The 12,976-nt window shown below is 64.6% G+C and carries 14 protein-coding genes; 8 read left to right on the top strand and 6 right to left on the bottom strand.

Annotated elements, in window-relative coordinates; translation table 11 throughout:
• Positions 1 to 257 precede the first annotated feature (257 nt).
• Positions 258 to 569, top strand: coding sequence for a 4a-hydroxytetrahydrobiopterin dehydratase (locus VIK36_RS09945; protein ID WP_141181462.1), 312 nt, complete (start codon positions 258 to 260; stop codon positions 567 to 569).
• Positions 570 to 795: 226 nt separating this feature from the next.
• Here VIK36_RS09945 and VIK36_RS09940 read toward each other — a convergent pair whose 3' ends face one another.
• Genes VIK36_RS09940 through VIK36_RS09915 form a run of 6 tightly spaced genes read right to left on the bottom strand, consistent with a single transcriptional unit; the run spans position 796 to position 6,355 of the window.
• Positions 796 to 1,743 (bottom strand): aldo/keto reductase, encoded by a 948-nt coding sequence (locus VIK36_RS09940; RefSeq protein ID WP_324645030.1) that lies wholly within the window; start codon positions 1,741 to 1,743, stop codon positions 796 to 798.
• A gap of 27 nt (positions 1,744 to 1,770) precedes the next feature.
• A complete protein-coding gene (locus VIK36_RS09935; RefSeq protein ID WP_324645029.1) occupies positions 1,771 to 2,550 on the bottom strand; it encodes an aldo/keto reductase in 780 nt (259 codons plus the stop codon).
• Complete coding sequence (locus tag VIK36_RS09930) at positions 2,547 to 3,767, bottom strand: MFS transporter (protein WP_324645027.1); 1,221 nt, start codon at positions 3,765 to 3,767, stop codon at positions 2,547 to 2,549. The genes VIK36_RS09935 and VIK36_RS09930 overlap by 4 nt, the downstream gene beginning before the upstream one ends.
• Positions 3,767 to 4,891: an SDR family oxidoreductase gene (locus VIK36_RS09925; protein ID WP_324645025.1), complete on the bottom strand. Its 1,125-nt coding sequence runs from the start codon at positions 4,889 to 4,891 to the stop codon at positions 3,767 to 3,769. The genes VIK36_RS09930 and VIK36_RS09925 overlap by 1 nt, the downstream gene beginning before the upstream one ends.
• Positions 4,884 to 5,600 (bottom strand): SDR family oxidoreductase, encoded by a 717-nt coding sequence (locus tag VIK36_RS09920; RefSeq protein WP_324645023.1) that lies wholly within the window; start codon positions 5,598 to 5,600, stop codon positions 4,884 to 4,886. The genes VIK36_RS09925 and VIK36_RS09920 overlap by 8 nt, the downstream gene beginning before the upstream one ends.
• Before the next feature lie 44 nt (positions 5,601 to 5,644).
• Positions 5,645 to 6,355 carry a GntR family transcriptional regulator gene (locus VIK36_RS09915; protein ID WP_324645022.1) on the bottom strand — a complete coding sequence of 237 codons (711 nt, stop codon included), beginning with the start codon at positions 6,353 to 6,355 and terminating at the stop codon, positions 5,645 to 5,647.
• An 86-nt stretch (positions 6,356 to 6,441) separates the two neighbouring features.
• Between VIK36_RS09915 and VIK36_RS09910 the strand changes: the two genes are divergently transcribed.
• From VIK36_RS09910 to VIK36_RS09880, 7 genes are all read left to right on the top strand, one after another.
• Positions 6,442 to 6,846, top strand: coding sequence for a cupin domain-containing protein (locus tag VIK36_RS09910; RefSeq protein ID WP_420716271.1), 405 nt, complete (start codon positions 6,442 to 6,444; stop codon positions 6,844 to 6,846).
• 80 nt (positions 6,847 to 6,926) lie between these two features.
• Positions 6,927 to 8,345 (top strand): DHA2 family efflux MFS transporter permease subunit, encoded by a 1,419-nt coding sequence (locus VIK36_RS09905; RefSeq protein WP_324645019.1) that lies wholly within the window; start codon positions 6,927 to 6,929, stop codon positions 8,343 to 8,345.
• Positions 8,346 to 8,357: 12 nt separating this feature from the next.
• On the top strand, positions 8,358 to 8,999 hold the full coding sequence (locus VIK36_RS09900; protein ID WP_324645018.1) for a GntR family transcriptional regulator: 642 nt from the start codon (positions 8,358 to 8,360) through the stop codon (positions 8,997 to 8,999).
• 129 nt (positions 9,000 to 9,128) lie between these two features.
• A complete protein-coding gene (locus VIK36_RS09895) occupies positions 9,129 to 10,001 on the top strand; it encodes a fumarylacetoacetate hydrolase family protein (protein WP_324645016.1) in 873 nt (290 codons plus the stop codon).
• Entirely contained in the window at positions 9,998 to 10,906 is a 909-nt protein-coding gene (locus VIK36_RS09890; protein WP_324645015.1) for an alpha/beta hydrolase, read from the top strand. Before VIK36_RS09895 ends, VIK36_RS09890 begins: the two co-directional genes overlap by 4 nt.
• Positions 10,907 to 10,949: 43 nt before the next feature.
• Positions 10,950 to 12,227: an amidohydrolase family protein gene (locus tag VIK36_RS09885; protein ID WP_324645014.1), complete on the top strand. Its 1,278-nt coding sequence runs from the start codon at positions 10,950 to 10,952 to the stop codon at positions 12,225 to 12,227.
• 185 nt (positions 12,228 to 12,412) lie between these two features.
• Positions 12,413 to 12,901 (top strand): DUF1097 domain-containing protein, encoded by a 489-nt coding sequence (locus VIK36_RS09880; protein WP_324645013.1) that lies wholly within the window; start codon positions 12,413 to 12,415, stop codon positions 12,899 to 12,901.
• The last annotated feature ends 75 nt before the right edge of the window (positions 12,902 to 12,976 follow it).

Below are 12,976 nucleotides of genomic sequence, written 5' to 3'. Positions count from 1 at the left end.
ATCTTTCAGTCGGCCGGGCGCCTAAATCCGAAGGGTCCTGTCGGCTTTATCGAACGGCCGATATCGGCCTTCGAATTTGACCTGGGGATGGCTCGGAGAAGGACGCCCCTGGGCTTTTCTCTCGCTTACCAGCGCGTGACAGGTGGTCCCCGGGCAGTGCCGACGTTTTACCCTCAGTCGCCGGCGCCTGCCATCACCCTTGGCGAAGTGGTGCCTCAGGGGTAGCCCAGGCGGCCATCCCGAGCCATGATGGCACCATGACTGATCCCCAACGGAAGCTGTCCGCCGCCGAACTCGCCGAGGCCGGGCTCACCGGCTGGCACGTGACCGGCGAGGCCCTCGCCGCCACCTTCAGGACCCGGAAGTTCTCCACTGGCCTGGAGCTCGTAAACCGCATCGGCGCCTCCGCCGAGCAGGCCAACCACCACCCCGACCTCACGCTCACCTACCCCGAGGTCCGCGTCACGCTCTCAAGCCACGACGTCGGCGGGATCACCAGCCGCGACATCGACCTCGCCCGCACCATCAGCGGCCACGCCGCGGACCTCGGGGTCGCCGCCGCGGAGTGAGTCCGCGCCGTCGGGCACAGGGCGAACGGACCATCGAGGCGCTAAGCGGCCTTTACGGAATCTCCATTATCAGCCTTTGAAATCAGACAGGGAGTGCTCGGCATAGGGCTACTTCCGGCCGATATCGTGACGGTTTCTCCTCAAGCTCTCCCAGTCCAAACTGCCCCGCTGCGTCTAGCCGCCGGGCGGGGCCACGACCAGGCCGCGAAACGCTCCCTTTTGTTTATCAGGCCGGAATGAGGGAGGACATCTCGTCGAGGCGGTGGATTTCCAGTTCCGTGAGGGTCAGGGAGGCTGCTGCCATGAGGTCGGGCAACTGTTCCGCGGTGCGGGCGCTGGCGATTGGGGCGGCGATATTGGGTCGGGTGAGAAGCCATGCGAGAGCTGCTGTCGCAATGGTGGTGCCTCTCTCCTGTGCGATGTCGTCGAGGACGGAGATGACCCGCAAGCCTTCGGTACTGAAGTAACTGCCTGCCATCTTTTCTCGGGGTGTGCCTACGAGGTCTTCACGGGTCCGGTATTTGCCGGTGAGGAATCCGCTGGCGAGGGACCAGTAGGGGATGACCCCGAGCCCGTTGGTGGCAGCCAGTGAAGCGAGTTCGCCCTCGAAGCCGGTTCTGTGTACCAGGTTGTAGTGCGGCTGCAGGGCCATGGGACGGGCATAGCCGTTGTCGTCCGCGATCCTGATCCATTCCCTGATCCGCTCCGCGCTGTAGTTGGAGAGGCCGACGTGACGGACTTTTCCGGCGATGACGAGATCACCGAAGGCTCCGACGGTCTCCTCCAGAGGAGTGGTCTCGTCATCGAAGTGCGCATAGTAGAGGTCGATGTAGTCGGTGCCGAGGCGTCGCAGGGATGCTTCGGAGGCTGCCACGATGTTTTTCCGGGACAGGCCGGGAAAATCGGGGTGCTGGCTGACTTTCGTTCCGATGATGACCTGAGACCTGTTGGAGCGCCGTGCCATCCAGTCTCCAATGATGCTCTCGGATTCCCCTCCGATGTTGCCCTCGGCCCAGGCCGAGTAGCTGTCTGCTGTGTCGATGAAGTTGCCGCCCTGTGTGGTGAAAGCGTCCAGAACACTGTGGGAAGTCTGTTGGTCAGAGGTCCAACCGAAAGTGTTTCCTCCCAGGGCGAGCGGGAAGATGCTGAGATCCGAATGTCCAATAGTCGTCATTTTCAAGGTCCTTTAGTAGTGGTTCTGTCAGTCGGAGAGCGCGTCGATGGCTTCCATCTCGGCCGTGCTTAGGGTGAAGCCGTTCAGGTCGAGGTTCTGGACGATGCGTGCGGGATTGGTTGAACGCGGGATTGTCACGATCCGCTTTTGGAGCATCCAGCGAAGGACGATCTGGGCGACGCTGACGTCATGGTCTTCGGCCAGATGAAGCAGTGTCTTGTTTTGCAGGACGGGACCGCCCTGACCCAGCGGTGACCAGGCTGTCGTGACGATGCCGCGTGCGGTATTTTCCGCAACCAGGCTCTTGCGCTGCCGTAGAGGGTTTAGTTCGATCTGGTTTACCGCAGGGGTGACGTCCGAGTGCTGGGCCAGGAGGTCAAGATCGGCGGCTTCGAAGTTTGAAACACCGATGGAGCGGGCGGTTCCGCGTTCCAGGAGCTTTTCCATGGCCCGCCAGGTTTCGGCGACCAGTCGGGAGTCGGGCTGGGGCCAGTGGATGAGATAGAGGTCGATGACGTCGGCATCGAGCAGGCGGCGTGAGGTGTCGAACGCTTTCAGGGTTTGAGCGTAGCCCATGTCGGCGCGCCATACCTTGGTGGTGAGGAAGACGTCTTCGGGGGTTAGCCCTGCGTCGCGGATGCCCTGACCTACGGCCTGTTCGTTCGCGTAGAAGGTTGCGGTGTCAAAGGCGCGGTATCCGGCGCGCGCGGCGGCGGCAATATCGGCGCGGGCGGTCTGCCAGCATCCGTATCCGACCGGTGGGATGCTCGCTCCGGTATTCAGCTGGATGTTTCCTACGGTGGTCATGCTGTGATCCCTTTCTTGCCAGGGTTTGGTGTGGTGCGTTTCTGGTGCGTTGCGGACGCGAACCAGATAACGAGGGCTATGAGAACGAAGGCGCCAGCCTGCACGCCGACGAGGGGCATCCCTCCGGCGCTGAAGGCGACCGTGCCCGTGAAGGCTCCGGCTGAGCCGCCCAGGAACACTGCGAACATGAAGACCGTGTTGGCCTGGGCTGATTGGACCGGGTTCGCCGCCAGGGTCCGGGCCTGGTTAGCGGAGAGGATTGTCTGGTTGGCCCAGGTGATGACGAACATGCTCGCACCAAACAGGACGGCCGACGAGGGATCTATGATCACCGACAGCACGCCCAGGAGCAGGACCAGCAAGAACACGAGACCGACCGGAAGGGGCCCGAAACGGTCAACGAAGCGACCGCTGAATGGGGTAGCAATTCCGGCGGCAAGTCCGACGGCCCCGAAAAGGCCGGCCGAGAGGACGCTCCAGCCGAAGCCAGGTCCGGTGAGGTGCAGCACCGTGACCGTCCACAGGGAGTTGAAGGTGGCGAACACGAAGAACTGCATCAGCGCAGACTGGATCAGTTCAGGGCTCCGCCGGCTCAGCTGAAGGGTCGAGGCCAGCAGGTGCCGGTACTTGCCGCCGGCGGCGTGCAGCTCGAGCTCTGTGGCCAGGGCAGTGCGCAGGAACGGCAGCACGGCCAGGACCAGGACGGCGAAAGACAGGACGACCCACCGCCATCCGATGGTCTGGACGAGCAGGCTTGCGATGATCCGGCCGCCAAAAATGCCGATCAGCAGGGCGCCGGCCACTGTTGCCAAGGCAGCGCCCTCCTTCCCTTTGGGGGCTAACCGGCTCGCGGCCGGGATGAGGATCTGGGCAATGTTTGCCACCAGGCCCACTGCCAGGAATCCCAAGGTGACGCCCACAATCTCGGGCAGCACCGCCGTTACCGCAAGGGCCGCGGCAAGGAGAACCGACTGAATCGTGACCTGCCGCCGGGGCTGAACGCGGTCAGCGAGGGGAACCAGCAGGAAGATGCCGATGGCGTAACCGGCCTGAACGCTGGTCGCGATGACACCGGCCGCTGCCGGGGCCACGCCAAAACCAGCCGCCAGCACCGTCAGCATGGCCTGTGGCAGGTAAATAACGCTGACCGCTGTAGCTGCGGCGACCGCAAGAACGGTCAGTCTGGCGGCCCAGGACCATTCCCGCGCATTGCCCATCAGGGCACGTACCTTTCAGATGACTGGCTGCTTAGCACAACGGGCGGAATGATCCGATCGGCCTCAAGTTCACGGAAGAGTTCCAGGAACCGGTCTTCGCTGTCGAGGCAGTCGGTGAAGCCGGCCTGGCGGGCCTTAATGGTGGAGGAGACGTTGTCGAACCCGGACCGCAGCAGGAAGTCGCCGAATTCCCATCCGACCAGGTCTTCATACGGAGTCGGGACCAACGAGTGCCGGGCCACCAGCCGCTCCCAGACGTTTTTGAGCTGAGGCATCGCGTCAGCCAGGGGCACCGGCTGGGGTTCGGCGTAATCCATGCCGAGGTGACGGGCGAAGGCCGGCCACAGCTGGCGCCAACGGAACTGGTCACCGTTGGTGATGTTGAAGACTTCGCCGGCGGCCTGTGGATCCGAGCCCGCCCATACTGTGGCCCGGGCAAGCAGCCCTGCATCGGTGACCTGATAGAGGGCGTCAAAGGCGGCAATCGTGCCGGGAAACCGTAGCGGCTGGCCCAGTTCACGACAGATGCTGGCGTAGACGGCGATCACCATCAGCAGGTTCATTGGGTTGCCGACAGCGTAACCGACTACCCCTTCGGGACGCAGGATGGTCAGGTCAAAGCCGCGCTCCGCTGCGGTTTGACGCAGCAGGTCCTCCTGGTCGTAGTAAAAGTTCGGCTGCACGAGGCGCGGGTCCCGCTCCTTGGCCGGTGTGTTGAAGTAACCCGGATGCGCCCCGTAGGCCTTTCCGCCCATATACAGGGTGACGTGACGCAGTGGGGCACCGGCGCTGTAAAGGCCGTCAAGGGTATTGCGCAGCAATCCGACGTTGGCCTCTGAAAGCTCCCGGGACGTCGGGCGCTCGGCGTAAGCGCCGAAGACCAGATGCGTTGTGTCTTCGGCCTCAGCCAGACCTGACGCGGAGGCTGCGGGATCGCTGAGATCTACCGACAAGTGGTCCCAGCCGGCGCCCTGGACGGGGCGCCGGCTGATGCCGCGAACCTGCCAGCCCTGACGTGCATACTCATCGGCGGCATGCCGTCCGATCACTCCCCCGGCCCCGGCAACAAGCACGCTGCCCTTCCGGCGGGGCTGGTCCGGATCCCTGAGGTGCTGCTCAGACAAGGCGGGCTCCGCCGTCAACGTGGTGGATTGTTCCGGTCGTGAAGCCGTTATCGATCAGGTGCAGGACTGTAGAGGCGAGATCCTCAGGACGTCCGATGCGGCCGGTCGGCAAGGATTTGGCCTGCTGTTCAAAAGCTGCTGCTTTTTGGTCGTCGGGGAGGTGGGACCAGCCCTCGGTGTCGGTCATGCCCGGGCTGACGGCGTTAACCCGGACGGGAGCTAGTTCGACGGCGAGAGAACGGGTGAGGCCTTCGACGGCGGCATTCACTGCTGTCACGGCGACCGTGCCGGGCGCGGGGCGGTCAGCGGCGACGCCGGAGAAGAAAGTGATGCTGCCGGTGTCCGGCGGCAGCAACGGCCCGAAGACCTGGACGGCGCGGTAGTAACCCCAGAATTTTGCTTCGAAGACGTTCCGGGCGTCGTCGATGGCAAGTTCCCGGAAAGGGGCATAGGCCAGGGCGGCGGCGGAGAGGACCAGGTGGTCGATAGGGCCTGTTGCCGCAGCGGCTGCCCGGATGCTGTCCATGTCAGTGAGGTCAATCTCGAGGCCGACGGCGCCGCCGCCAATGTCCCGGGCCGTGGCCTGCGCGCGGGATTGCGTGCGTCCGGCAACGATGACCGCGTCACCGCGTGATGCCAGCAGTTTCGCGGTGTCGCGACCTATGCCGGAGGTTCCGCCGATAATCAGTACTGTCTGCGAGGTGCTCATGCCGATGTTCCTTTGGGTTCGGGCCGTGAAGGCAAATTGGTCAGTTACGGGGTGGTGCACAGGGCGCCGGTGGAACCCGGATCCCTGGTGACGTATGAGCAGGCATGGCTTTTCAAGAGGCGGGCCGCCGCGGCGGCTTGACCCGCTTCGAGGGCTGCCATGATTGCGGCGTGTTCTTCCACCGAGTTGGGGAAGCCCACCTGGTCGTGGGCAGCGCCTACGAGGGTGAGCATTTCGATTCCCAGGGCGTTCCAGGCCCGGGTGAGTGCATCGTTGCCGGCGCTTTCAACGATGTGGCGATGGAAGCGTGTGCTGTGGAAGCACAGCGCGATGAGATCGCCGTTTTCCTGCGCGGCCCGCATTCCGTCCAGCGCGCTGGCCAAGTCCGTTGTCTTGCCCTTCAGATGACGTGCAGCGGAATGTCCGGCGATTTCCTCGAGGGCGGCCCGGACGGGGTGGGCCTGTCGCAGGTCCTCGCTGTCCAGTTCCCGAACGCGGCAGCCCTTATTGGGTTCGGACTCTACAAAGCCCATGCCCGCAAGGTCCCGCAGCGCCTCCCGCGCAGGTGTCTGGCTGGTGCCCAGGCTCCGGGCTATCTCCAGTTCTGTCAGGCGCTGGCCCGGGACGTAGGTCCCATCCACGATCCTGGCCGCGATGTGGTCGCGGACGCGGACGCGCAAGGGCGTGGCAACCAGGGGGCCGCCGGAAGAGGAGTCCGGATCCTTCACGGTGGACTCCCCCGCTGTCACTGTCATTTGTTGCTTACCTCCCTTAGATGAGCCTTACCAACCTAGATACTACATTATCGATAATGGATAATTGATTTGTGACTGAAGAAGAAATCGATCCCACGCTCACCGACCATGGTCCCGCGCCTTATGTCCTGGACATCGAGAGTGCTACGGAGGCCAACGATGACTACCGAAGGACAATCTGGACGGGCGGCCGGCTGCAGGTCACCGTCATGGCCATTGCCCCGGGGGACGACATCGGACTGGAAGTGCACCAGGACGTGGACCAGTTCCTGCGGGTGGAGAGCGGACAGGGCAAGGTCCAGATGGGTCCGGCAGCCGGGAACCTGATCCATGAATGGGACGCTCGGGACGGCGATGCGATCTTTGTTCCGGCCGGAACCTGGCACAACGTCACAGCCGTCGGCGCTGTCCCCCCTAAGCTCTACTCGATGTATTCACCACCGGAACACCCGCACGGCACTGTGCAGACCACAAAATCCGATCCCGAATAACTGACCACACATCGATCGGACGCCTGCGGCGGATCAACGTCCGACAATGCGGATCCCGATCCGAAAGGAACGCCAAGCTAATGCCTGAAAGAAGCATTTCCCGGCTGACGGCCGTGGCCGTGACCCTGGCTGTCGTCATGGACCTGCTGGATACCACCGTGGTCAATATCGCGGTGCCTACCCTTCAGGAGGAGTTCGACGCCGGCCCTGGGCCGGTCCAGTGGGTGATCACCTCCTATCTTTTGGCGATCGCGGTGTCACTGCCGATGAGTGGCTGGATCAGCCGCAGTCTGGGCCAGGGCCGGGCATTCCTGATCGCGCTGGGAATCTTCGGGATGGCCTCGGCCCTCACTGCCTTGGCATGGTCCCTGCCGGTCCTCATCGCGTTCCGGGCTCTACAGGGTCTCGGCGGAGGGTTGATCCTCCCGATCGGCATGGCCATGCTTTTCGCCGCGTTCCCCGCCGACCAGCGGGCGAAGGCCTCCGCGCTCATTTCGGTGCCGGCGGCCCTCGCCCCGGTCCTGGGCCCGCTGATCGGTGGGTGGTTTGTGCAGGACATCGGCTGGCGGTGGGTCTTCTGGCTTAACGTGCCCATCGCCCTCGCCGCCATTCTGACCGGCCTGCGTTTGCCGGCGCAACGGCCGGCCACCCCCGGTGCCCGGTTCGACGGCGTTGGCCTTGTACTTGTCTCGGCAGGCCTTGTGCTTTTGGTGCTGGGTCTTACCGAAGCCGAAAACGGATACCCCGCCGCTCTTCCCCTGATCGCCATCGCCACCGCAGTGCTGCTCCTGGCCGGATTCGCCGTGCGGCAGCTCCGCCGCGAAGATCCCCTGCTCAATGTCCGGCTGCTCGTCAAGCGGGAGATCTGGAGCAGCAACCTCGCCTTCCTCCTGACCGCCCTGTCCTATGGGGCGCTACTGTTCCTGCTCCCGCTGTATCTCCAGGGCCACAGCGGGATGTCCCCGCTGGACAGCGGATTCATGACAGCCCTGCATGCCGTCGGCATCCTGCTGGCCACCCCGGTCACCACGCGCCTTACCCGGCGCACGGGCCCGCGTGCGCCGCTGGCTGCAGGATTGGGTCTCATGGCAGCGGGAGCGGGGGCACTGTCACTGGCGGGCCAGACAACGCCGGGGTGGCTGTCGGCAGCCGCGATTCTGGTTGCGGGTGCGGGTTTCGGCACAACCATCGTCCCGCTGCAGACGGCTACCGTCACCGGACTGCACGGTCCGGAGCTGGCCGACGGTTCGACAATCGTGAACATGGCCCGGCAGATCGGCATGGCGGTCGGCGTGGCCGCCGCCGCTGCTGCCCTCAATGCCTTGAACAGCACCAACGGCCCCGGTTCCGGATATGCCGGCGCGTTTCTCCTCGCCGCGGCCCTGGCAGCGCTGGCCATTGTCCCCAGCCTGGCCTTCAGGGACCCCAAGCCCGCACCGCGAGATCCAGAACATGCCCCGAAACGGCCTGAACGGACGGGCGCCACGAGAGCATCATGAAAGACTGGGGAAATGGCGGTATCAGCAGCATTTGAGAACGAGAGCCTCTCGGAAAAGGTCAAGCGCACCATCGTGGACAGGGTCGTTGACGGCACCTACCCTCCCGGTATGCGCCTCGTGGAGCTCCAGCTCGCCAAAGAATTCGGCGTCAGCCAAGCGCCGGTCCGCGAGGCCCTGCGGGAGCTGTCCTCCACACGGCTGGTCGAAAACATCCCCCGCCGCGGAACCTTCGTCCGGTCCGCCTCCCAGGATGACCTCGCCGAAGTCTACTTCGTCCGCCTCGCGCTCGAGGGAACCGCCGCCGCCGCCGCATATCCGGCACTGCACGCCGACCCTTCGCCCCTGCGCAATGCGTTGGCGGGTATGCGCGAAGCCGCGGCGACGAATGACGCCCACGGCATCGCCAAGTACAGTACCGACTTCCACCGGGCTGTTGTGGTTGCGACCGGGAACCGGCTGATGCTGGAGATCTGGGATTCCCTGTATGTCGAGGCCCGCACCATGGCCACCGTCGTGCGCGGCCACGTCGACCTGCACGCAGCGGCCGAAGCCCACGTCCCGATCCTGGAAGCCTTCGAAAGCGGCACACCGGACCTCTGCACCAAGCTCGTCACCGAACACCAGCACGAGTACTCCATCCTCCCCCAGGAATAGGCCCTTCCTCCCCCCGGAAGGGCCCGCACCTCCTCCAAAAGCAATTATCGATAATCGCTTGTGATGCCAGTCACGGTCGTGTAGAGTCAGCTCATCAATTATCGATAATCGATTCGAAGGGGAATCACTTTGAAACTCGTTACGTTCCGCCACAACGGCACCCAGCAGACCGGCGTCCTCAACACCGACGCCACCACGGTGACTGCAGTACCGGGCGGGCAGGACCTGCTCTCACTCATCGACAACTGGGACAGCGCAGCTGCCCAGCTCGCCGCCGTGACCGGGGAAGCAGTCCCCGCGACCGACGTCGAGCTGCTGGCCCCCATCCCGCTCCCCCGCCGCAACATCTTCTGCGTGGGCCGCAACTACGTCGAACACGCCAAGGAATTCGCCAACTCCGGCTACGACGCAACCGCAAGCGCCACACCCCAGCCGGAATACCCGGTGGTGTTCACCAAGGCACCCTCCACGGTCATCGGCACCGGCGCGGAGGTTGACCCGCACACCGGCGTCACCTCCGAACTGGACTACGAAGCCGAGCTCGGTGTCATCATCGGCGCGGGCGGCCGGGGCATCAGCAAGGCGGATGCGCTGGACCACGTCTGGGGTTACACGATCATCAACGACGTTACCGCCCGTGACCTGCAGAAAGACCACAAGCAGTGGTTCCTGGGCAAGAGCCTCGACACCCACTGCCCCATGGGGCCCTGGGCCGTAACCCGCAATGAAGTCGGCGACGGGCCCCTGGACCTGCTCTGCACCGTCAACGGCGAAACCCGCCAGAAGGCCACGACAGCGGACCTGATCTTCGACATCCCCACCATCATCGAAACAATCAGCGCCGGCATCACCCTCCAGCCCGGCGACATCATCGCAACCGGCACCCCGGTCGGCGTCGGCATCGGCTTCACCCCGCCGCGCTTCCTGACCAGCGGAGACGTCGTCGAGATCACCATCAGCAAGCTCGGCACCCTGCGGAACCGGATCGGAGAAGGCCGATGAGCACCGCGACCATCCCCGCAGGACTGACAGCCGTCGGAACCCAACACCTCTTCGTCGAAACCACAGGCACCGGAGAGGATGTTGTCCTGGTCCACGGACTGGGCGGCACCACCAGCTTCTACGAACCCCTCGTCGCCTCACTTGCCGAACGCTTCCGCGTCACCCGCTACGACTTCGCCGGACACGGCCGCTCGCCCCGGGTGGGGGAACTTAGCCTGGAATCCCTGGCCGCCGAATTGGCCCTGGTCATCGAATCCCAGACCACGACAGGCCGCGCCCACCTTGTTGCCCACTCGATGGGAACCCTCATCGTCCAGCAGCTGGCCTCAACACGTCCTGACCTGGTCCGGGAAATCGTCCTGCTCGGCCCGGTCCGCGAACAGGCCCAGGCCGCCAAGGAAGCCACCCGGGCACGGGCGGCCCTCGTCCGCGAAAAGGGCATGGCCGCGGTGGCCGACACCGTCGCGACCGCCGCCACGGCCGATCATGCAGCGATCGGGAACCCGTTGGTGCGCCCCTTCGTCCGCGAACTGCTCCTGGGCCAGGACCCGGAAGCCTACGCGCAGGCCTGCGAAGCCCTCGCGGCTGCTACCAACCCGGACCTGGCCAGGATCCAGTCCAAGGTGCTGCTGCTGACCGGCAGCGAAGACAAAGTCAGCACCCCGGAATCGAACGAGGCCATCGCAGGGGAGCTGGGCCAGGCCGAACTCCTGGTCGCCCCGGGCACCGGCCACTGGACCGTGCCGGAGGCGCCGGACTTCGTCACCGCCGCCGTCCTGGACTTCCTCACCGGCTCCACACTCAAACCGGAGACGAAGAAGACGTGTGCCTGCAGCAGCGCCAGTCCCGGCTGTCAGTCACGCCGCCAGCAGACCATCACCATGCAGATCCGCAAAGCCCCCTAAGAACACCTCCACCGTTCCACCTCAAGATAAGGACAACGAAGTCATGTCGAAAACCCTCTTCACCAACGTCAACATCCTGGACAGCACCGGCGCCCAGCCCTTCCTAGGGGAAGTGCTCGTCGTCGATGAGCGCATCACCGACGTCCGTCCCGGCGCGGGCAACCTGCCCCGGGAGGGCTCCCGGGTCATCGATGGCCGCGGCCAGACCCTGATGTCGGGACTGTGCGACGCGCACACCCACTTCACCTGGAACGACGGCGACCTCAACAGCCTGGAAACGATGAACGTCGAGGAACACCTGCTGCACACCGTCGAGTCAGCCAAGTACTACATCGACTACGGGTACACCATGTGCTTCGGGGCGGCCAGCGCCAAAAAGCGCCTCGACGTCGTCGTGCGCGACGCCATCAACGCCGGCCGGATCCCCGGCCCCCGCTACCTGGCCAACGGCCAGGAAATCGCCACCACCGCAGGGGACCTCGTGCCCGGCATCACCCAGATCGCCGACGGCGTCGAGGAAATGCGCAAAGTGGTCCGGGAAACCATCGGGCTCGGCGTGGACCAGATCAAACTCAGCATCTCCGGTGAGGAAATCACCGGCACCAAGGCAGCCACCGACACCTACATCACCGAAGAAGAACTCCAGGTCGCCGTCGACGAAGCACACCGCCGGCACGTGCGCGTATGCACCCACGCCCGCAGCCGCGACTCCGTCCTCATCTCCCTGAAAACCGGCGTCGACATGATCTACCACGCCTCCTACATCGATGACGAAGGCATGGACCTCCTCGAGGCCGCCAAAGACCGCGTCTTCGTCGCCCCGGCCATCAACTGGCTGGTCGCAACCCTCCAGGACGCCGAAGCCTTCGGCTACTCCCACGAGGCAGCCGAACAGGCAGGCTACGCCCGCGAACTCGACATCGCCGTCAAGGCAATGCAGGAGATGCGCCGCCGCGGCATCCGCGTGCTGCCCGGCGGAGACTACGGCTTCGCCTGGACACCCCGCGGCACCTACGCCCGGGACCTGGACCACTTCGTGAAGCTCTTCGGCTACACCGAAATGGAAGCCATCATCGCCGCCACCGCCCTCGGCGGGGAACTCTTCGAAAAGCCCAACGAACTCGGCAAGGTCCTGCCCGGCTTCTACGCCGACATGATCCTCGTCGACGGCAACCCGCTCGCAGACATCACCATCCTGCAGGACATCAACAAGATCACCGCAGTGATGAAAAACGGCGAGTTCCACCGCGCACCGGTGGAACCCACGCCTGCGACTCCCGACAACGCGGACCCCGCCGACCTTGCCCTGACCCACCTCTAAAACACTCCCCACGTAGTACGGCCCCGGCGTCCTTGCCGGGGCCGTACCGCCAGATTCACCCGCACCCGAAAGTGCTAACACCCGCTCCGCGTTCTGCGCACTTCAGCGAAGCCTGCACATGCACACTCCCTCAGCTTTCCTTTTCAAAAAGACAATGACGCCATTTTGACCCTAAGGAACTACCCATGAAGCCCCTTGTCATCATCGGAATCACCGCCGGCATCTTCGCCGGGCTCTGGACCCAATTCAGCACACCCCTGGGCCTTATAACCTGGGTCGGATTCCTCTCCTGGGCATGCTTCTTCGCAGCCGGCGGAAAACGCGCCGGACTCCTCAAAACGATCCCTGCCAACCTCTCCGGAGTCCTCTGGGGCGCCATCATCGTCTGGGGAGCGGCGAACCTCCCCATCCCCGGCGCGCTCGGCATCTCCGTCGCCATCGCAGCGTTCGCCATGTGCGTCCAGGCCCGCTGGAGCCTCCTGGGCTTCATCCCCGGAGCGTTTGCCGGATGCGCCGCCTACTTTGGCGCCACCTTCGACGCGGCCGGCACCTGTCTGGCCTTGATCGTCGGCGCCTGCCTTGGGTGGCTCTCCGAATACACCGCGGGGCTCCTCACCACGGCTAAAAAGGACCAGGCATCCGTCCCGGTCGCGGACACGCAACCCGTCGCCTGAACCACAGCAAGCCTGCTCGACCCGCCAACCCCTCTCAGGTGCCACCGGCCAGCTCCCCGGCGGTCGGTGGCACCT

It is taken from the genome of Pseudarthrobacter sp. LT1, assembly GCF_035621795.1.
GTDB lineage: Bacteria > Actinomycetota > Actinomycetes > Actinomycetales > Micrococcaceae > Arthrobacter.
This window is presented reverse-complemented; position numbering and strand designations above follow the sequence as displayed.